The organism is Thioalkalivibrio sp. XN279 (assembly GCF_011089885.1).
GTDB lineage: Bacteria > Pseudomonadota > Gammaproteobacteria > Steroidobacterales > XN24 > XN24.
Genome location: NZ_JAANBD010000007.1, coordinates 74,544 through 94,154 on the forward strand (window position 1 = coordinate 74,544; position 19,611 = coordinate 94,154).

Annotated in this window: 17 protein-coding genes; 2 read left to right on the forward strand and 15 right to left on the reverse strand. The window is 66.8% G+C overall.

Going from position 1 to position 19,611, the window contains the following annotated elements; genetic code table 11:
* The first annotated feature begins 160 nt into the window (after window positions 1–160).
* Window positions 161–1,852: a GGDEF domain-containing protein gene (locus G8346_RS15045; RefSeq protein WP_166047485.1), complete on the forward strand. Its 1,692-nt coding sequence runs from the start codon at window positions 161–163 to the stop codon at window positions 1,850–1,852.
* 42 nt (window positions 1,853–1,894) lie between these two features.
* Here G8346_RS15045 and G8346_RS01440 read toward each other — a convergent pair whose 3' ends face one another.
* From G8346_RS01440 to G8346_RS01510, 15 genes are all read right to left on the reverse strand, one after another.
* Window positions 1,895–3,469, reverse strand: coding sequence for a DUF5666 domain-containing protein (locus G8346_RS01440; protein ID WP_166047487.1), 1,575 nt, complete (start codon window positions 3,467–3,469; stop codon window positions 1,895–1,897).
* Between the two features lie 27 nt (window positions 3,470–3,496).
* Window positions 3,497–4,354, reverse strand: coding sequence for a DUF6502 family protein (locus G8346_RS01445; protein WP_166047489.1), 858 nt, complete (start codon window positions 4,352–4,354; stop codon window positions 3,497–3,499).
* Between the two features lie 101 nt (window positions 4,355–4,455).
* Window positions 4,456–5,484 (reverse strand): aspartyl/asparaginyl beta-hydroxylase domain-containing protein, encoded by a 1,029-nt coding sequence (locus G8346_RS01450; RefSeq protein WP_166047491.1) that lies wholly within the window; start codon window positions 5,482–5,484, stop codon window positions 4,456–4,458.
* 22 nt (window positions 5,485–5,506) lie between these two features.
* On the reverse strand, window positions 5,507–6,667 hold the full coding sequence (locus G8346_RS01455) for an OprO/OprP family phosphate-selective porin (protein ID WP_166047494.1): 1,161 nt from the start codon (window positions 6,665–6,667) through the stop codon (window positions 5,507–5,509).
* A gap of 29 nt (window positions 6,668–6,696) precedes the next feature.
* Window positions 6,697–7,542 (reverse strand): alpha/beta fold hydrolase, encoded by an 846-nt coding sequence (locus G8346_RS01460; RefSeq protein ID WP_166047496.1) that lies wholly within the window; start codon window positions 7,540–7,542, stop codon window positions 6,697–6,699.
* Window positions 7,539–9,188, reverse strand: coding sequence for an ABC transporter ATP-binding protein (locus G8346_RS01465; RefSeq protein WP_166047498.1), 1,650 nt, complete (start codon window positions 9,186–9,188; stop codon window positions 7,539–7,541). Before G8346_RS01465 ends, G8346_RS01460 begins: the two co-directional genes overlap by 4 nt.
* Window positions 9,172–10,320: a DUF1611 domain-containing protein gene (locus G8346_RS01470; protein ID WP_166047501.1), complete on the reverse strand. Its 1,149-nt coding sequence runs from the start codon at window positions 10,318–10,320 to the stop codon at window positions 9,172–9,174. The genes G8346_RS01465 and G8346_RS01470 overlap by 17 nt, the downstream gene beginning before the upstream one ends.
* Before the next feature lie 162 nt (window positions 10,321–10,482).
* Window positions 10,483–11,352 (reverse strand): glycine betaine ABC transporter substrate-binding protein, encoded by an 870-nt coding sequence (locus tag G8346_RS01475; RefSeq protein ID WP_166047503.1) that lies wholly within the window; start codon window positions 11,350–11,352, stop codon window positions 10,483–10,485.
* A 52-nt stretch (window positions 11,353–11,404) separates the two neighbouring features.
* Complete coding sequence (locus G8346_RS01480) at window positions 11,405–12,256, reverse strand: proline/glycine betaine ABC transporter permease (RefSeq protein WP_166047505.1); 852 nt, start codon at window positions 12,254–12,256, stop codon at window positions 11,405–11,407.
* A 3-nt stretch (window positions 12,257–12,259) separates the two neighbouring features.
* Entirely contained in the window at window positions 12,260–13,468 is a 1,209-nt protein-coding gene (gene proV, locus G8346_RS01485) for a glycine betaine/L-proline ABC transporter ATP-binding protein ProV (RefSeq protein ID WP_166047507.1), read from the reverse strand.
* A gap of 137 nt (window positions 13,469–13,605) precedes the next feature.
* Entirely contained in the window at window positions 13,606–14,553 is a 948-nt protein-coding gene (locus G8346_RS01490; protein ID WP_166047509.1) for a patatin-like phospholipase family protein, read from the reverse strand.
* The gene (locus G8346_RS01495; protein WP_166047511.1) at window positions 14,543–15,793 is read right to left on the reverse strand and encodes a mechanosensitive ion channel family protein; all 1,251 of its coding nucleotides are present in this window, start codon (window positions 15,791–15,793) and stop codon (window positions 14,543–14,545) included. Before G8346_RS01495 ends, G8346_RS01490 begins: the two co-directional genes overlap by 11 nt.
* Before the next feature lie 24 nt (window positions 15,794–15,817).
* Window positions 15,818–17,824, reverse strand: a complete 2,007-nt coding sequence (locus G8346_RS01500) for a S9 family peptidase (protein ID WP_166047513.1) — start codon at window positions 17,822–17,824, stop codon at window positions 15,818–15,820.
* 126 nt (window positions 17,825–17,950) lie between these two features.
* The gene (locus tag G8346_RS01505) at window positions 17,951–18,400 is read right to left on the reverse strand and encodes a hypothetical protein (RefSeq protein ID WP_166047515.1); all 450 of its coding nucleotides are present in this window, start codon (window positions 18,398–18,400) and stop codon (window positions 17,951–17,953) included.
* Window positions 18,401–18,414: 14 nt separating this feature from the next.
* Window positions 18,415–18,756 carry a hypothetical protein gene (locus G8346_RS01510; RefSeq protein WP_166047517.1) on the reverse strand — a complete coding sequence of 114 codons (342 nt, stop codon included), beginning with the start codon at window positions 18,754–18,756 and terminating at the stop codon, window positions 18,415–18,417.
* Between the two features lie 217 nt (window positions 18,757–18,973).
* Between G8346_RS01510 and G8346_RS01515 the strand changes: the two genes are divergently transcribed.
* On the forward strand, window positions 18,974–19,609 hold the full coding sequence (locus tag G8346_RS01515) for a TIGR02466 family protein (protein WP_206202524.1): 636 nt from the start codon (window positions 18,974–18,976) through the stop codon (window positions 19,607–19,609).
* Window positions 19,610–19,611 lie beyond the last annotated feature (2 nt).

Below are 19,611 nucleotides of genomic sequence, written 5' to 3' on the forward strand. Positions count from 1 at the left end.
GCCGATGGTCGAATTCTAACCGCAGAACTGGCTGTCGTGGCGGTTTCGACTGTGTTCCCGTGATACAAGTCGCCTGCAAAACGGGATGGATAAACTAGCATTGAGTCAGGGCAGCGCGCTCCGTGTGCCCGCTGCAGGAAAACGCAGCTGGAGCTGCAATGTGAAGGTGACCGCCAAACCCCGCTGGTTGCCGCAACTGGGACTGCAGGCCAGGCTGCTGGTCGCGTTTCTCGTCGTTGCTGTGCTGCCGTTGCTGGCTTTCTTCCTGGTCCAGCAGCAACAGCTCGAGCACCACCTGCGGACTCGGGCGGAGAGCCACGTGGAGCAGCTGGCGCTGGCGCAGCAACGTCGCCTCGCACATGAGTTCCGCCGCCTGTCCGACCAGCTTGATCTCATCGCCAGCCGCACGCAAATGCGAATCAGCCTCGCGGAGTATCTCGACAGCGGGGACCTCGCTGCGCTGGCGCTGGTTGAACGAATTCTCGGCGATGCCGCTGCGCCGGCCGAAAATATCCTCAGTATCGGGATCAGGGCCCCGGATGGCCGCCGCATTGCCCTCGACGAGAGCCGCACGCCATCGGCCGCGCCGGGCAAGGCAGGGATGGGCAAGGCCGACTGGATTCCGGCGGCGACTCCGGGCGCGTCGCGCTCAGGCATGCACCTTTTGGCGCCGGATGGCGTCCAGGTCGTGGCTCGTCTCGAGGCCGAGCTGCTTCTCGGACCACGCCGGCTCGGCTCGCTGTTCGTGTTGAGCGATACGCGCGACCTGGGCGCAATCCTGCAGGACTACCAGGACGCGGACGCAGGCGGGCAGACGCTCCTTGTGCTCGAGAAACCCGGCGCCGGGCGGATGATCCTGGCTCCGGCTCACGGAGAGTCGACCGGCTTGCGCGTGTCGGAGGTACGACTCGACGCTGCTGTCGAGGCAAAGCTGTGGCGCGGGGCGGTGTCGCCGCAGGCGGAGATCGTTGCCTGGAACAACGGCGAACTGTTCGCGATGCGCGAGCTGCCGGTGCCGGGTATCAAGGTCGTCATCGCAGTCGCGCGGGAGGAGTTCCGCCGCTTCGGCGCGGGCCAGGCCAGGGCGCTGGTGCTTAACCTGGTGGTGCTTCTCTTGCTCGCACTGGTTGTCGCCATGTTCATGGCCGCCCGCATCGCCAAGCCGCTGCGACACCTCAGCGAGGCCACTCGTAAGCTCCGCGGCGGGGACAGCTCCGTGCGGGTGCCGGAGGGGGGATGGGGAGAGCTGGGCCAGCTGGCCCGCACCTTCAACGTCACGGCCGCGGAACTCGCGCGCCAGGCGCAGGATCTCGAAGAAGAGATGAGCCGGAGTCGAAATGCGCAGCGTGAGCTGGCGGATATGGCAGGCACAGATCACCTCACCGGCCTGATGAACCGGCGCCGGCTAATGGAGATCCTAATAGGGCATTTCGACCCCTCGAACCCCCGACGTGAGCAAGGCGCCTTGCTTTACCTTGATCTCGACCGGTTCAAGCCCGTGAACGACCTTTTCGGGCACGACGCGGGTGACGAGACGCTGCGCGTCGTGGCCCATCGCCTCACGGGCCTGGTGCGGGCAAACGACCCGTTGGCGCGCCTGGGTGGCGATGAGTTCGCCATATTCATTCGCGAGCCCTTGCCTGTGGATGAGGTGCATGAACTCGCCGAGCGCATCACGCAAGCCTTGTCGCGCCCGATCTCCGTTTGCGGGAGGACGATCGAGATTGGCTGCAGCGTGGGCGTTGCCATGATCAAGCCGGGTGACAGTCACGAGGAGCTTCTTTATCGCGCCGATCACGACATGTATCGCGTCAAGGCTATGCGTTCCGCGGCAAAAGAAGAAAGCCGCTGACGCGAGGCCAGCGGCTTCCTTAAAGTGAGTGCGCGGCGACGCTCAGTCGTCGATGTCCTCGTTCCCCAGCTCCACTTCGTCAGCCAGTATCGTGCGATCACCGACCTGGATGCCATCCACATCGACGAGTTCGCCGACCTGTATGGCGGCGAAGAACTCGGCTTGCGACGCCTCGTTGTCGCCCAGTTCGAACTCCGTGCCGACCGTGGTCTGGACGGTCACGCCGAGAATTGCCAGGTCGGGTTGTGCCAGGGCCTCTACGAAGCCTTGCAGGGAGACGGTGTTGTCGTCGTCGTCATCGCGCTCGACCTTGGTGGCGATCACGTCCGCAGAGGCATCTTCGGACGGCACGCCGATGACCTCGAGATAATCGCCGACCCTGATATCTGCCGCACGGAACGGGAACGCCTGGGCGCTGCTGAAGTCTTCGAAGCGCGTCCGGTTGTTCAGCTGCACACGGATGCCGAGCAGGGTGATCACGCTGTTGTCGAGGTCCACCGCCTGCACGCGAGCCTCGATCTCGATCGGCCGCTCGTCGTCCTCGAAGTCGATTTCAGTCGCGACCACCACGCCCTCGGCGTTGATGAAACCGTCGACCTCGAGACGGACGTTGAGCGCGATGTCGGCCGCAGTGCCGTCCTCGAAGCTGGTGCCGGAGTTGATGGTCACGGGGACACCGTTGAGCTCGAAGCTGCTGGCCGATGCCACTGCAGAGACGTAGCCCTGGATCTCGACGTCGCAATCGCCATCGTCGTCGCCGTCGTCGAAACCGTCGCAGGCGACGCGCGGGCGGTTGCCCCAGAAGTCGAGGTTGTTGGCGAACAGCGTGCCGTTTTCGAAGCGGATCCCTTCGGCCTCCACCAGTTCGCCTTCAGCGGGCGCGCCGCCAGGAAAATCGTCGTCGATGGCAGCAGTCGTGTAGTCGACGACCAGGTCGTTGATCTTGAAGGTGCGGGCGCCGCTGTCCAGGCTGGTGACGAAGCCCGCGACCTCAAAGCCGTCGTTGCTATCGTCGCGGTCCACGCGCGTCGCGACGATCCTGCCGTCGCCGAGGAACCCGGCAATCTCTACGATGTCGCCGCTGGCGAGCCCCTCGAGCGAGCGCAGCGCAAAGTCGTCGTCGAAGATGGTGTCCGCGGTGACCACGACGGTCTGCGCCAGCACCCTGAACTCGCCGGTGGACAGGTCGATGGATTCGACCGGTCCCTCGAGGACGTCGTCCGCGATGACGCGCTCGGCCACGCCGGTCACGCCGTCATCGTTGACCGTGCCTGCCACCAGCACCACGTCTCCTACCTCGAGGGCAGACTGGGTGGCCGGCTGGCCCTCGACGGTGATCGCGGCGCCGGCCGTGTCGTAGCGCACGCCCGCAACCACGATGCTGCCGAACCCCGTGAGTTCGGCGTAGAACACGCCACCACGATCGATGCCGATGCCCGGGTCGCCGCCCCCGCCCGGGGGCGGCGTCACCACCCCGCCGCCGGGCGGCGGGGTCACGACTGAGCCGTCGCTGGAAGACCCGCCGGAGCCGCCGCCGCAGCCCGCCACGGCCGCCATGACTGCGAGCGCGAGCGCTGGCCTGGATATCTTCGTGAGCTTGGGCAGGTAAGCAGTCATATCTGGGGTCCCTTCAGTGCTGGCAGTTCAAGAGTTCGGGTTTTCAGGGGCATCGGATGTTTCTGGCACGGCGGGTTCCGTGATCTGGTACACGCCGACGCCGAGACGGATCGCGTTCTTCGCTTCAATGGGGGACTCGGGTGCGTGTTCCAGCAGCCACCGATCCATGGCCTCGAGGAAACGCATGCCTTCGGCTTCCAGGAACTGCCTGAATTCCGCCTCGGCTCGGGCCGGGACCACCGGCAGGGTTGCACGTCCCTCGAAGCGTCCCATCGTCCCGGGTTGCCGCGTCAGGTTGCGGGTCACGGTGTTGCCCATCGTCATGAGGACGTCGCCGGCGCGGTCGACTGCCTCTGCCTCGAGCGGCAACGGCATGAAATAACGGGTGAGCGCCTGCAACCTGCCGTTTTCTGTGATCCCGACTGCGCCGGTGCGCAGCAGGTCTTTTTCCAGGGTCGAGGCCGGGATGTCGCCACCGTGCTCGTGATGCAGAGCGGCGAACGAGGGTGGCGGACCGTCGCGCGGTATGGCGAGCGGGACGCCATCGGCGTCCTGGTAGCCCGGCGCATCGTGCCAGGCGCTGAGCACTCGTGTCGCCTCCGTCGTCTTGCGCAGTGCCGGTACGTCGGGGTGCTCCTGGGCCAGCTCGTCGCGCAGCCTCTTCACTTCCTTGCGCGCAATGCCGGTCATGAGCGAGACGCGGGAGATATTCGTGGGGCGCCCGCCGCGACCGAACTCGTCGGTCGCGACCGACACGAAGACCCGGCGGGCGAGGGCGTTGAATTCGCGGAACGTCAGGCCGCTGGCGAGCAGCATGCGGGCCAGCGGCCGCAGGGCGCGGCTTGCGGCCAGGACGATGGCTGACTTGAAGTCATCGCTGCTCACGTGGACGTGGTTCCTTGTCGGCGCATGGTGCGGGCCTGCCTGTTCCTAGAGTGGCACCATTGACATTACATGTGGGGACATTAGCCCCACGCATGTGAATGTCAACCAGTGCAAGCGTGATCACGTGGTGTGCGTCGCTCGCCTGCAAGCCGGCCTCGAGGCGCGGCATCGTCTTCTTCCAGCCCGCCCGGGCAAAACTCGTAGATGGCGCGGTCACGGTCCGCCCGCCACCAGCGATGTACCGCATCAAGCCCCCCGGCCTCGAGGATCGCCTGCGAGACTTCTGCGGGACGGATCCGTCCCGTGTCCAGCAGTCCGAGTGACCAGGCGATGGCCGATTCACGCTGCGCCCGGCCGGAAACGCAGAGATCCGGCCAGAGTATCCGCGCCAGTGCCCCGAGCGGCTTCTCCTGCGCCAGTTCCAGCAGGTCCGCCGCGGCGAGTGTGCGGGCCCAGCGCTGCGGGCGTTCCCTTGCTGCCGAATACAGGGCGACTGCGCGCGCTACTTCCTCGACAGCACGCTGCTCCCGGCCAGTCAGCTCCGCTTCCAGGAGCCTGCCGGGGTCCGCAGAGAGCGTGGACGGTTCGGCGCCCGCCGGCAGCAGGTCGAAGATGAGGTGGATCCGGTCCGATGCAGAGTCATTGCAGGCGTCGTGGACGGCCTTGTTGTCGAACCACCACAGCTCCCCCTCGCGCATGCGCACCGATTCGTTACCCGCATTGAGCACGCTGCCGTGCTCGCTCCGGATCACAAGGTGGTAGCGGTCCCGCAAGCGATAATATTCACCACGATCGATGTGGGGCAGCACCGTTTTGCCCGGCGGCAAACAGGCGAAACGCGCACGCCCCGGCGTGCCCCGCACCTCGGCGGCGAATTGCTCGATGAAAGCGACCGTCGCCGGAAACTGCTTGGACAGCGCCGTCCAGCGGCTCTCGTGCACATCCCGCCGCCGGCGCCCGCGGATGCGGGATCGCCTCAGGCCCCGGAGCGGGATGGCGTTGGTGTGGCGCTGCGCGGGTGCCGTAAGCTGGCGACCGACCTGGGCATCCCAGGCGCTCGAGTGGCGGCCCAGTTCGAGGCGCAGGGGCTCGAGCTCGACGCCGGCGCGGATCAGGCGGAAGTGTTTCATGAGGGGTGCCATGACCTTGCTCCTACAGTGCAGCCTGGAAGCGCAACATCAGGATCGAGCCGTCCTCGTCGATGCCGTCACGGTTGGGCGCGGCGTCGTAGCGGCTGTAGTTGAGGCTGGTGCGCAAGTGTTCGTTCAGGTAGAGCGATACGGCCGCCGTGACCTGTGTCTGCTCCCCGCCCGTGACGAGGCCGTCCTCGAGGTCGAGCATGCTGTAGCGCACCGAGAGCTCGAGTGCGCCCCAGTCGCCCCGCGGCCGCACCGCCGTCGGCACGCCACGTGAACGGCTGTAGCGATAGCGCTCGCCGGTCACCAGCCAGCTTGCCTGGACGTAGCCGCCGCTGAAGTCCGCCTCGTTGGGTCCACCGTCCAGGCGCATGTGCATGTACTCGGTCTGCAGCCGCACGTTGTCGATAATTCCCATCAGCTCCAGCCCGGTCGTGGAGAGGCTGTCGATGCCGGCAATGCGACCGGTATCCACCAGGCGCGCATCGGTGAGCCGCGATTCGGGCCGGGCCTGGATGCGGACATCCGCGTTCGAATCCACCGAGCGATACTCGTGGGCGATGCCGAAATGCAGCACCTGGCGCCGCTTGCGTATCGGGGCATAAGTGAAGCGGCCGACGATCGAAGTACCGTCCGCCGTGCGCCGGTCGAGATCGCTGAGCTCGTCGCCGAAAACGCCTGCCGTCGCGGTCCAGTTCTTGCCCCACGTCCCGACCGAGAGGCCGGTGAGCATCGCGGGACTCAGCGCGGAAGCGAGGGAACGCTCCATGAAGGCCAGGTCGTTCGAGCTCGCCAGCTCGTCGAGGGAGAAGGGGGCGACCTGGTTGCCTGCCGTGACCCGCACGCGCTCCCAGCCGCCGTAGCGCACGTACAGGTTGCGCCAGCCGTCCACCAGGCCGACGTCGTAGTCGGCACGAAACTGCCAGTCGTCGAAACCGGCGCGCAGGATCAGGCGTGCGCGGCGGAAGTCCTGGTCATCCTCGAGCAGGGTGACGTCGTCGCTGTAGCGGGCCACGTCGTAGTGAATGCGCCCGCCGAGCCGCAGGTAGCGCTCGTCCCCCCAGGCCACCTGCGCGCCATCATCCAGGGTGAATGAAGTCTCCGCCGCCTGGGTGGCCACCGCAGGTGCCAGGGCAAGAGCGGCGATCATCAGGTAACGATTCCAGGGACTGTGCATCATCATCTCCATGACTTCGATATAGGTGATCAGGTTGTGGCGACACGGACGGCGTCGACGTACAGGTGGTGCTTTTGCTCTGCGTGGCAGACGTCGTCGCAGAAGCGGGCGACAAGCTCATGCATGCGCCCATGCTCGTAACACTCCTGCCAGTCATGGCCTGCGCCCGGCACGACGACGAGCTCGCAGGCCGGGGCGCCCGGAATTTTCGCGGCTGCGCGGTTGACGGCGGCGACCCACGCCGTGGCCCGGGCGAGGCGGTTGTCTCCCTGCTCGCGATCGAGCGCCCGGCTGGAGCGGAGGGCAGCGTCCCGCTCGACGTCACGGTCCCCCACCAGCACACATTTCGGCAGTCGCAGGAACGCCGGGACGTCGATTGCGAGCGGCTTCGGCAGGCGGCCGGGCGCGAGTCCGTAGGGGAAGCTCGCTGCGGCGGTCGGAAAGGTGTACCAGCCTGCTGCGGCGAGGGCGACGCCGGCGACGCGCTGCGCGCGCACGAGGGCGTAGCGGTGCGCGAACTGCGCGCCGCCCGAGAAGCCGTACAGCACGCAAGGACGGTCACCCACCGTCTCGTCGAGGATCGCGTCCAGTGCTGCGACCGGGTTCAGCGTCCGGTTGGAGGCCTTCAGGCGCTGGTAGCCGCGGAAGCGGCGGCGGTCGAACAGGGGCGCCAGCAGCTCGGTGCCGGTGCGCTCGGCCCAGTCCGTAAACGCTGCAAGGTGCCCCTGCGCATCACGGCTGATGCCGTGCACGCAGACGAGCGGAGGTCGCTGCGGGTCCGGATACCGCGGCTCGAAACGCAGGTAGCGGGTGCGCGGGTCCACTGCCAGGCTGTGCCGGGTCGTCGGGCCGGTCGCGAGGGACGAGTCGATCACGCGGCGCCCTCCCAGGCCACGTCCGACGCCGGCTGGCGGCGATCGCTGACGATGGACCCGTCCGCGCCGAGTTCGACCACGCGCTCCGCCGCATCCAGCAGTCGCGGGTCGTGGGTGACGACGATCACCGTGCCGGGGAACGCGGCGATGACGCTGCGCAGGACCGCGAGGCTCTCGGTATCGAGGTGGTTGTCGATCTCGTCCAGCAGCAGCACGCTCGGTTCCGGCCACAGGGCCCGCGCCAGCGCCAGGCGTTGCCGCTCTCCGCTGGAAAGGTTCAGGCCGGCCTCGGCGATGCGGGCGGGGGAGTCGCCACCATTTTCAACGAGGTGCTCGAGCCGGCAGCGCCGCATCAGCGTCCGGAAGGCCTCCGGCGTCATGCCACGACTGCGATAGCTCGCGTTGCGACGCACCGAACCCCGGATGAGCGGCAGGTCCGGGCCGACCATCGCGATGTGTTGCCGCAGGTCACGGTTGCGCACCTGCGCCAGGTCCTGGCCGCCAAGCCGCACTCTGCCCGCGACCGGCGCCTGCAGGCGGGCGGTGACCGCGAGCAGCGAACTCTTGCCACAGCCGTTCGGGCCGGTGAAGACCGTGACGCTGCCGGCGTCCACCTCCAGGTCCAGCGGCGCCGCGCCGGCACAGGCCACCACGCCATCGTAGCGGAGTTGGCCGCCGGGACGGCGCAGGCGCCGGCCGCCCTGCGCGCCGGGCAGCTGCGGCCAGCGGAAGAATGCGCTGATGCGCTCCCGCGCCACCTTCGCGGCCTGCCAGTATTCGAACACGCGCCCGAGATCCCGAATCGGCGTGGTGAGCCAGGCCACGACGGCGAGGGCGGCGACCATTTCGCCCGCTTCCAGGCGCGCAGCGCCGATGACGAGCACGGCCAGCAGCGCGCCTGAGCCCAGCAGTTGCACCAGGCTTCGCGCCCGGCCCACCAGCACGGCCCGCGCACAGGCGGCGTCGATGACATGCGCCCCGCGCGCGTCCAGGCGCCGCTGCTCACGCGATTCCTTGCCATGGGCCTGCACCGAGGGCACGGCGCCCATCATCTCGGTCACGAACCGGGCGAGCTGGCCGCGCCGGTTGCGCAGTTCGCGGTTCGCCTGCGCCAGGGGGCCCGCCAGCAAGGCGGCGCCGACCGCACCGGCGACCACCAGGGCCGCGGCCAGGATGCCGAGCGCGGGATCGATCCAGCCCAGCACGGCCACGGACGCCGCGAGCATGGGCAAGGCCACGATCAACTGGGCCAGGCCGCGACTGATCCAGGACTTGATCGCCTGCAGGTCGCCCACGAAGCGCACCAGGGCGCCGCCTTTCGGCCGTTCGCTGAGTTCCCGCGTCGGCACTGCCAGCAGGTGATCGAACAGCCGCAGGCGCACGTCATGCACGAACCGCTGGCCCAGCGCCTCGCCGTCCACGCGCTCGCGACCGCGCAGCCAGGCGCCGCCGAGCGCGGCGACAGCGAGCACGGACACGGTCGCTATCCCCGGGCCGGAATCGATGGCCGCCCTGGCGCCGAGCGCGAGTGCCACGGTGCACGCGGCCTGGGCGAGGGCATTGCCGAGCAATGCCGCGAAATGCCGCGGCGCGGCCGCGGCCGCCGCACGGACGTCGAGCGGGAGTGACTCAGCCGGCGCAGGCATTGGCCAGCTCCGCATCGCGGGTGTCGCACGCCACGAGGGAACGAGACACGTACCGGTCGGACAGCCCGTCGAGGCCGATGATGGGCTGCTCGAGCAGTTCGCCGGCCTCGCGCATCGCCAGGGGCGCCGCCGTCAGCAGGCCGGACACGGCCATCACGTCATGGCCGCGCTGCTCGAGCCATTCGACGCCGGCTTTTGCACCCATGGCGTCCTGGGCACAGAAGATCACGCCGTCGATGGCCTGGCGGAACCAGGCCGCGCTGAGGAGTGCCGCGGTCTCGGCCTGGACCAGGCCGTCCGCGACCTCGAGTACGGCGGCATCCAGCCCATGGCGCGAGAGCTCCGCGGTGAGCGTCTCCACCACCCGCCGGATCGCCGGCTCCCCGGCGCGATAGGTGGAGACGTGGCCCGCGTCGGTAAAGTCCAGCACCACGGCCGCGCCCGCATCCCGCATCAGGAAGTAGTCGTTGCAGGCCCCGGTGCCGGTGACCTTGGCGGCGCCGACGCGCAGGCCGGCGCGGGTCAGCCCGCGCACCAGGTGCGCGCCGGCCGTCGTCTTGCCGGAGTCCATGGACGTGCCGGCGACCACGATCAGGCGCGGCCGGGAGGCCTCGGCCGGCTGCGCGTGCAGGGCGTAGCGGCGCAGGTTGAGAGCGCGTCCCTCGGCATCGCCGAGAATCCCGAGCACCTCGATCTCGGTCGGGCCCCGGTGGATCCGCTCGTGCCAGTTCACCGCCTGTGCGGCCACCCCGCCCGAGGCGACCAGGTGGCAAGGACCGAGGGTCGCCGGTACGTAGGCCTCGAACTGCTGGGGCGCGTAACGGTCGCCGAAACAGACCAGGATTTCGTCGCCATGAAACAGCTGCACGCGGCGGCCGCGCGCGCACTGCAGCTTGGCGTGATGGCGCAGGCGCTTGACGCGGGCCAGCACCACGTCCCCGGCCCTGGGCGTGGCCTCCGTCAGCAGCGTGCGCGCGTCTGCGAAATTCACCCGCCGGGTCACGAAAGCCGCTCTCGCAGCCTCCAGCCGGCTTTTGGCGAGCGGCTGCGCCACGCCGTCGGGAGCGGCGCCGGGCGCTTCGCACGGCCGCAGGTCCTTGGCGATATTGGTCATCAGCATTTCACTGCTCATGTGGGGCTTCCTTTGGCCGGGTCTGCCGGTGCGGTGGGACGAGATCGGAGGAGGGCTTTGTATGTGGGGAGAATAACCCCAAATATGAGATTGTCAACCCGGAGGCAAAGAAAAAGGGCGCCCGATGGACGCCCTTCTGTATCTCCCGTTTGCGCTGCGCGGTTACAGCTGCCCGGTGACCCAGTAATCGATGCGCTTGCCGTTCGCCGCGATGTAATTAGTGACGGCCGCCTCGTAGGAAGTTTCCTGGGCCTCGTACATCGCTGCCTGCAGATCGGCAATGGGGATCTGCATGCGTGACAGGAAGGACGCCACTTCGACGTTGTCCTGGTAAAAGCCCATGCGGGCCACGGCATGCACGCGCTCGAAACTGCCGAGCACGCCCTTGGGGTCCTCGAGGTAGCGCAGGTCGTAGGCGCCGAACTTCCAGTGCGGGCTCCAGCCCGTGACCACGATCCAGTCGTCGCGGCGCACGGCACGCTGCAGCGCCGCCGTCATGCCGGCGCCCGAGGAAACCTGGAGTTCGTAGCCCTCGAGACCGTATTCCTCGATGGCCTGCTTGGACAGGCGGGTGAGGCCGGCGCCCGGGTCGATCCCGGTGATGGTGCCGTCGAGTCGCTCGCGCACGGCGGGCTTGGCGAGATCAGCGATGCTCTTGACCTCGCTCTCAGGAATGTAGTTCGGTACCGCCCAGCCGAGGCGTGCATGGGTGTACAGGAGGCCGAGGTTGACGGTCTTGGCCCCGACCCGCTCGACGTAGTCGGCATGCGTGTCCGGCTGCCACGACATCAGCATCACGTCGATGCTGCCCGTGGAAAGACCCTGGTACTGTGGCGCGATATCGGTCTGCATCAGCTCGACCTCGCGCCCGAAACGATCCTCGATGATGCGGCTGGCGAGCTTGGTGACGAACTCTGCGTCCGACCAGGCGGTCCAGCCGATCTTGACGGGCTGCTGCGCCGTAGCGTGGGCGCTCAACCCGACGGTGAGCGTGGCGATAGTCAGCAGCTTGCTGAATGTGCGTCCTAACATATGGTTTCTCTCCTTGTGTTTTCTGGCGTGAAATCGTTGCGTGCGGATTGGCCTAGGGCGCGTCACGGCGCGCCGCGCCGAAGCTCTGGGTGATGCGGTCCAGCAGGATGGCCAGCAGCACCACGCCGAGGCCGCCCTCGAAGCCGAGCCCGACGTCGAGGCGCTGGATGCCGGTGAGCACGGTGTTGCCGAGGCCGCCGGCGCCGATCATGGATGCGATGACCACCATGGACAGGGCCAGCATGATGGTCTGGTTGACGCCCGCCATGATGGTGGGCATCGCCAGGGGCAGTTGCACTTTGAACAGCAGCTGGCGCGGCGTGCAGCCGAAGGCGAGACCGGCTTCTACATTCTCCTCGCTCACCTGGCGGATGCCGAGGTTGGTCAGCCGCACCGCCGGCGGCATGGCGAAGATCAGCGTGGCGATCGCGCCGGGGACCTTGCCCAGGCCGAAGAAAATCGCCGCGGGAATGAGGTAGACGAAGGGGGGCATGGTCTGCATGAAGTCGAGGACGGGCCGGACCAGCATTTCGACCGCATCGTTGCGAGCCATGGCGATGCCGATGGGGATGCCGACAACAAGGGCCAGCAGGCTCGAGCCAATCACCAGCGCGAGCGTGGACACGGTTTCGTCCCAGATCTGCATGCCGAAAATCAGCGTCATGGACAGTACGGCGAAGATGCCGAAGCGCCAGCCCACCCGCCACGCGGCCAGCGCCACGATGGCGGCCGCCAGCGCCAGGGGCGGAAGGGCGAGCAGGCCGTCCTCGAAGGCATCGATGACGAAGGTGAGGCCGTCGGAGATGCCGTCGAGCACCCCGGTGAGGTGGTCCTGGATCCACTCGACCCCGCGCTCGACCCAGTCGCCGATGGGGATGCGAAAGGTTTCAGTCGTGCTCGCCATGTCTCAGCCTGCCTTGTCGAGCGTTTGCAGCAGGATCTTCCGGTCGATGATGCCGCGGTACACGCCGTCCGCATCGACCACCGGCACCGGATGCTCGCTGCCGGCCACGATGGACAACACCGCCGACAATTCCATTTCCTCCGCTGCCGGCTCGACGCCCGGTATGAAGGCCTCGTCCCACTTCGGTTCGCTGCCGGAGCGTTCCGCGGCCGCCAGCGTATTGACGCTGACCAGGCCACGGAACTTGCGGCCGCGGTCGAGCACAACCGCCAGGTTCCGATTGTGGTCGCGCAACTGGGCGAGCGCCGCGCGCACGTTCACGCCGGGCCGCTCGAACACCGTCAAAGCCTTGTTCTCGGCAATGTCGCCGGCGTTGAACACCTTGGCGACATCGACGCCGTAAAAAAAGGAGCGCACGTACTCGTTCGCGGGGCGGGTGACGATTTCCTCGGGCGTGCCGATCTGCACTACCGCGCCGCCGTCCATGATGGCGATGCGATCGCCGATGCGGATGGCCTCGTCCAGGTCGTGCGAGATGAACACGATGGTATGCGCCTCCTGCTGCTGCAGGCGCACCAGCTCGTCCTGCATCTCGGTGCGGATGAGCGGATCCAGCGCCGAGAAAGCCTCGTCCATCAGCAGGATGGGGGCGTCCGTAGCCAATGCGCGCGCCAGGCCGACACGTTGCTTCATGCCGCCGGAGAGTTCGTCCGGATAGCTGTCCGCGAAGGGGAGGAGGCCGACCGTGTCGAGCGCCTTGAGTGCCCGCTCACGCCGCTGGTCGCGGGAACTGCCGGACACCTCGAGACCAAAAGCCGCGTTGTCGACTACGGTCTTGTGCGGCATGAGCGCAAAGGACTGGAACACCATGCTCATCTGGCGCCGACGCATGTCGATCAGCGCCTTGCGGCTCATCTGCGTGATGTCTTCGCCGTCGAGGAGCACGCGCCCGCGGGTGGGCTCGATGAGGCGGTTCAGCATGCGCACCAGCGTGGACTTGCCGGAGCCGGACAGCCCCATGACGACGAAGACTTCGCCCTCGCGGATACTGAAGTTGGCCCCCTGCACGCCGACGGTCGTGCGGGTCTGCGCAAAGATCTCATCTTTCGACAGGCCCTGGTCGAGCAGGCGCAGGGCCTGCTCGGGTTCCGGGCCGAAGATCTTGTAGAGATCCTCGATGACCAGCTTGTCTGCAGCTGGAGTCTCGTTCATTCCACTGGCGTGGACGGGACCCGCACGGCTGTTGGAAGCAGAACTGAAGAGATGGGTACGCGACCGTGAGATGCGAATTTAACCGCAACAGGATAGCAGTTCGGCGCGGCCCGCGCAGGCAGCGTGCGGGGTCGGGTCTAGGGTGAGCTCTCTGGCGACTTATGTGCGTCGAGCTTGCGGCGGAGTTCCTCGGCGGCAGGACGGGCCTGCCTGAGCACCTCGTCGATGCGATTGAAATCGAGCAGCCTGACGCCGCTGGTGTCGACCTTGATGTAGATGTCCGGCGAGTGATCCGCGAGACGTTGCGAGATCAGCGATCCCTGCATGATCTCGAAACTCTTGAACAGCACGTCGAGCATGCCGGGCTCCTGCGCATCTCCGCGGCGCCGCGAGCCTGACACGTCGACCGCTACGACAACGTCGTAGCGGCCTTGCAGCAGGTCGAAAGGCAGGGGGTTCGAGGTGCCACCGTCGATCAGGAGGTCATCCCCGCGCTGCACCGGGGCGAACAGTCCCGGTACCGCCATGCTGGCGGCAAGCGCGGGAAACAGCTCGCCCTCGCGGATGACGCGCATCTCTCCGCTCCAGTAGTCGGTGGCGACGACAGCCAGCTCGATATCGAGTTCAGCGAAGGTGCGCGCCTCGATCTTGCCGCCCAGGAACTCGAGAAAACCGTCGATATCGAGCACCGCACCATTGATCAGGTCCGTCTGCAACAGGCCCGCGATCCCGTCCCCAACGTCCGCCTCCAACAGCCCTGAGAGCATGTCGAGACGTGAGCCGCCGAATTCCTCGAACACGGCGCGAATCTCGGCGGCATCCAGCCCGCCGGCGTACAAGGCGCCCATGACCGCGCCGATGCTGGTCCCTGCGATGGCCGCAGGCTTCAGCCCGAGCTCGTCGAACACGCCGAGCATGGCGATGTGGGCCAGGCCGCCGGCGCCCCCTGAGCCGAGTGCGAGGCCGATGGAGGGTGCCCTGGCCTGTCGCGCGTCAAGCGCCTGCACCGGTGCCGCGAACGCCAGATTCAGCAGCACGACCGCGCACAGCGCGCCCAGCCCGGCGCGGGCGCGTTCAGCCTGCATCGGACGTCGCCAGCGCGCGGCGGATGTCAGTACCGGCAGGCGCCTGGAACACCTTGAGTCCGAACTCCGGCAGGATGCCGTACAGGTGATCGAAGATGTCCGCCTGGATGCTCTCGTACTCGGCCCATGCCGTGGTGCTGGTGAAACAATAGATCTCCAGCGGCAAGCCCTCCGGCCCCGGCTGCAGCTGGCGCACCATCCGCGTCAGTCCCGGATGGATGCGCGGATGCGCTTCCAGGTAGGCGCCCACGTAGGCGCGAAAGGTGCCGATGTTCGTCACCCGGCGCGTGTTGACCGGGTCGCGCCCTTCGGCCAGGAGGCGCTGGTTGTAGTCCTCCAGCTCTTTCTTCTTGCGATCGAGATACGCGTCGATGAGGGCGAAGCGCCGCATGCGGTCGCGCTCTTCGTCGGTGAGGAAGCGGATCGAGCCCTGGTCGATGTAGAGCGCACGCTTGATGCGACGGCCGCCGGACTCGGTCATGCCACGCCAGTTCTTGAAGCTCTCGTTGATCAGCCGCCAGGTCGGGATGGTGGTGATCGTCTTGTCCCAGTTCTGCACCTTGACCGTGTGCAGGGCGATGTCTACTACGTCGCCGTCGGCATTCAACGCCGGCATTTCCAGCCAGTCGCCCACGCGCAGCATGTCCTGGCTCGAGAGCTGCACGGAGGCGACGAAGGACAGGATGGTGTCTTTGAAGACCAGCAGCAGCACGGCAGTCATCGCGCCCAGGCCGGAGAGGAGCAACAGGGGCGAGCGGTCGACGAGCACGGCGAGGATGAGGATGCCGGTGAAGATGAAGACGATGATCTTCACCAGCTGGAGGTAGCCCTTGATGGGCTTGTTGCGGGCCCGCACCGGGTTCGCCGCCTCGTAGATGTCGCCCAGGGCGTTCAGCAGGTTGCCGAAGGCCAGGGCCACGGTGAGGATCATGTAGGCGTTGGCGACGTTGCGCGTGACCGTCGCCACGGCTTCGGGGACCCCGGGGACGTGGGGGATGCCCAGGTAGACGACCAACGCCGGCACAACGTGCGCCAGGCGTGAAATAACGCCGCGCCCGAGCAGCGCATCGTCGTAGCGGGTCGAGGAAGCCCTGACGCCCTGGCTGATCAGGCGCAACAGCACCCGCCGGGTCAGCCAGTCGGCGACGAGGGCGAGAGCCACGAGGCCCGCAAGAAACACCGTGGTCTCGAGCCACGGTGTTTCCTGCAGGCGCGTCAGCCAGGCCGCGAAGTCAGGCATCACTCCGGGGGCGCCGGGTTCCGCCTACTGACCGGAAGCGGCAGCGTCGCCGGTAGACGGGCCGCCCGGCCCGATGTGCTTGTTGAAGAAGGCGAGCATGGATTCGTACAGGTCCACGCGATTCGGTACCTGGTAGAAGCCGTGGCCCTCGCCCTCCTTGATCATCCACTCGTAGTCCTTGCCGATCTTGTCGAGCGCTTCGCGCAGGCGGTAGGAGTGACCGACGGGCACGCGCACGTCGTCTTCACCATGAACGATGAACAGCTCGGCCTTGATCTTCTCCACGTGGTGGACCGGCGAGTACGGGCGCAGCGACTCGGGCGTCGGGCCGACCGCCGAGTTCATGAAGCGCTCGAAATTCTCGCGCGATTCACGCCCGAAATTCCGCGAAAAGTCCGAGCCGTCGCCTTCGCGGAACCAGGTCAAGTCGTAAACGCCGACATAGCCCACGCCGCAGGCATAGAGGTCGGGCTCCTTGACTACGCCCATCAGGGTGGCGTAACCGCCGTAGCTGCCGCCGTAGATGCAGATGCGGTCGGGATCGGCGATGCCCTGCTCGATGGCCCAGCGCGTCGCATCGGTGACGTCGTCCTGCATCTTGCCGCCCCACTCGCGCCAGCCGGCCTGCTGGAAGTCCGTCCCGCGGTTGCCGGAACCGCGGAAGTTGACTTGCAGGGTGGCGTAGCCGTGCTGGGCGAAATACTGGGCCTCGTTGTTGAAACCCCAAGAGTCGTAAATGCCGAAGGGACCGCCGTGCACGTTGACGATGAGCGGCAGCTTCTTCTTGGCGTCCTTCGGCCGCGTCAGCAGCGCATGCAGCACGAGTCCGTCCCGCGCGGTGATCCGCACCGGCTCCATGGGAACCAGCTTGTCCTTGTCGATGTCGGGATGGGAGGAGGAGAGGAATTCGACCTTGCGCGCTTCGCTGTCGAACAGGAAGAACTCCGGCGGCCGCCGGTCGCCGGTCACGGCCAGGGTGGAGAGCCGGCCGTCGCGCGTCGTGGAAGTGATGAAGACGTCGTCCTCCGGGAAGGCGTTGAGCAGCCCGACCAGCAGTCCGGCCTCGTTGGGCAGCGCCTCCACCTGGTCGTCGAACAGGGCATAGTTCGCCGGCCCGAACTCGCTGTAGGCGCCGAGGACCTTGCGGCCCGGGGTGTACAGCAGGCCCCGCGCGTCGGACTCGTCGTCGCGGAACATGAGTTCAATGTCGCCGGTTGCGAAGTCGTAGCGGAACACGCCCATCGTGTCGTTCTGTGGCATGTCGTGGTTAGAGGAGAAATAGATCTGGGTGTTGTCGGCCGAGAATCCCATGAAATTCACCATGGGCCGGGGACGCTGGCTGGGAAGGTCCACCGTCTCCCACTTACCCTCCTTCTTGACGTACAGCCGGATGTCGACGTCGTCGAGCGTGTCGCCGACCTTGACCGCCACGGCGCCGCGCAGGTTGCCGTCGTTGTCCGCCACCAGGCCGGCCATGTCCGGGTCGAGCGGCTGATCATCGAGAAACGTCAGGTCGCCGTCGTAGATGTCCAGCAGATTGCCCTTGGGTTCACCGTCGTCGCCGAAATGATAGCGCGCGATCAGGATGTGCCGCGGGTCGTCCGGCAGGTTATCGAGCACCTGGTAACCGGAGAACCCCGCTTCGAAGATCTGCTCCCGTTGCGTGCCATCGATATTGGCGGCATACAGCGAGGGCGGGCGCCGGGCGAAGACTCGGTCGAGACTTCCGGTGACTTCGTTGACGCTCATCACCAGACGGGAATCGCTGGCCCAACCGAAACTGGTGACATGCATGTTCTTGCCAAAGCCGAAGGACGTAAGGATCTTCTTGCTCTCCCGCTCCATGACGCCAAGCTTGACCTCGGTGTCCTCCTCGAAGGTGAAGGCCAGGTGCTTGCCGTCCGGCGAGATGGCCACCGAGCGCACCAACGCCTTGCCGAACATCTGCTCGGCGGGAATCGTCTCGGCCGCAGCGAACGGTGCTGCGAGGAGCCCGAGCAGTGCCAGGATGAGTGCCGGAATCTTGTACATGAGACTACCTCGATGGCTGTATTGTCGGGTGCCGCGCGACCCGGTCGCGCATTGTAATGCATCGGCGTCATTCCGCCCCACGGATTGGACGCGAGCGCGACCACCAGGTTCCGCTGCCGACCGGCCTCAGCGCAGGAGGCCGCGCGTGGTCATCGACTTGCTGTACCACACCAGCAGGATGCCGACGAGCACGATCAGGCCCGAGAAGGCGACGCCGCCGCTGCCCATCATTTCGGCGCCATCAGACAGCGCGAAGCTGTGCACCGTGCTCACGATCATCGCCACGAGTGAAACGGTGAACAGGAGGTATGCAAGCCGCCGCCGCAACAGCAGGGCGAGCGAGCCAAACAGGGCAAACCACACCGCGATGGCCCAGGCGGCTACCGCCCAGGCCGGGAAGGCATAGAAATAGTCCAACTGCTCCTGGCTGAACTGGCTCATGTAGCCCTCCAGGCGGAGCTGGGTGGCCACATAGTCGAATGCGCCGACCGCGTTCCAGAGCAGGGCGAGTGTGCCGACGATCCAAAGGTGCAACGGGGTCTTCTGGCTCGTGGCGGGCGATGCGGTTGTGTTCATGTTGTTCTCCGCGGCTAGTGCACGTCCCGCGGCTGTCCGGGCGGCAGGTTGCCGGCCGCGGGCTCAACAGGAGCGGACAATGCACCAGCGAGGAGCTCGGAGGCAAGCTTCCCAAGCTGCGCGGGATCTCCGGGCAGCATCCGTGTCCTGACCGCCAGCGCCATCGCTACAGCCTGGAGCACGTCGCCGTTGCTCACGGCGCCCGCCTGGCCAATCTCGCGATCGAGCGTCGCCAGCACGGCGTCGAGGAGATTGGCGACGTGCACGGCGGAGCCGGTCTCGGGGTGCAGCGGGAATTCGAACTCGAACTGGTTGCCGCTGGCAGTGGTAGCGCGGTAGGGCAGTCGTTTCGGCATCGGGGCTCCTTCGTGTCGATCACAGCACGGTCTTTCGCAGCAAAACTACCACTGGTGTCGACAGCAGGGCGGGTTCGGGCAATATATCGGCATACGCTAAATTAAGGTATCTCTCAACTGACGTCCTCCGGACATCGCCGGACGACTGTTCGCTGGTGCTCCTGGTCGCGGTAGACTGCCGGCCAGCAGGCTTCGTTGAGCCCGGAGTGCGAAGGCATTGAGTGACGCCAGAAAGGATGCGCCCGAAATAAGGCAGCTGTGGCCGACGCTGATGCTGCGCCATCGCCTGCCCGGCGCGGCGCAGGCCAATCCGCACCTGGTAAAACTCCTCGCGGACATGGACGAGGGCAAGGCCGACTTCACCACCGATTACCTTTCCGGGAACCTGTTCGACCTTGCGCATCCCGTCGTCGGCTGGCTGAAGAGTTGCGTGAACCGGGCGGTGCTGGATTACGCCAGGGCGGCCGGCGTCGACTACGAGCTGGATTTCTACGTGCAGGCCTGGGGCAACGTGAACCGTTTCGGCGATTATCACAACCTGCACAACCACCCGCATTCCTGGCTCAGCGGCACCTACTACGTGCAGGTGCCTGAGGCCAAGGCGCTACCGGGGCGGTCCGACCGCAATCCGGGCGCCATCAGCTTCTACGACCCGCGGCCACAGGCGAACATGCTGGCCATCCGCGGCGATCCCCAGGTGGATCCGGAGCACCGCATCCTGCCGAGCGCAGGGGAGATCCTGGTCTGGCCGGCTTTCCTGCATCACCTCGTGCACCCGAACCTCTCTGACAAGCTGCGGGTGTCGATTTCCTTCAACGTGGTGCTGCGGATGCGACGGGAATACGTGCCCTGACG

Coding starts and splice junctions, on each gene's coding strand:
- G8346_RS01505 (WP_166047515.1), bottom strand. CDS start 18,400: ATGAACACAACCGCATCGCCCGCCACGAGCCAGAAGACCCCGTTGCAC.
- G8346_RS01490 (WP_166047509.1), bottom strand. CDS start 14,553: ATGCAGGCTGAACGCGCCCGCGCCGGGCTGGGCGCGCTGTGCGCGGTC.
- G8346_RS01495 (WP_166047511.1), bottom strand. CDS start 15,793: ATGCCTGACTTCGCGGCCTGGCTGACGCGCCTGCAGGAAACACCGTGG.
- G8346_RS01480 (WP_166047505.1), bottom strand. CDS start 12,256: ATGGCGAGCACGACTGAAACCTTTCGCATCCCCATCGGCGACTGGGTC.
- proV (WP_166047507.1), bottom strand. CDS start 13,468: ATGAACGAGACTCCAGCTGCAGACAAGCTGGTCATCGAGGATCTCTAC.
- G8346_RS01500 (WP_166047513.1), bottom strand. CDS start 17,824: ATGTACAAGATTCCGGCACTCATCCTGGCACTGCTCGGGCTCCTCGCA.
- G8346_RS01510 (WP_166047517.1), bottom strand. CDS start 18,756: ATGCCGAAACGACTGCCCTACCGCGCTACCACTGCCAGCGGCAACCAG.
- G8346_RS01470 (WP_166047501.1), bottom strand. CDS start 10,320: ATGAGCAGTGAAATGCTGATGACCAATATCGCCAAGGACCTGCGGCCG.
- G8346_RS01465 (WP_166047498.1), bottom strand. CDS start 9,188: ATGCCTGCGCCGGCTGAGTCACTCCCGCTCGACGTCCGTGCGGCGGCC.
- G8346_RS01450 (WP_166047491.1), bottom strand. CDS start 5,484: ATGAAACACTTCCGCCTGATCCGCGCCGGCGTCGAGCTCGAGCCCCTG.
- G8346_RS01475 (WP_166047503.1), bottom strand. CDS start 11,352: ATGTTAGGACGCACATTCAGCAAGCTGCTGACTATCGCCACGCTCACC.
- G8346_RS01455 (WP_166047494.1), bottom strand. CDS start 6,667: ATGCACAGTCCCTGGAATCGTTACCTGATGATCGCCGCTCTTGCCCTG.
- G8346_RS01440 (WP_166047487.1), bottom strand. CDS start 3,469: ATGACTGCTTACCTGCCCAAGCTCACGAAGATATCCAGGCCAGCGCTC.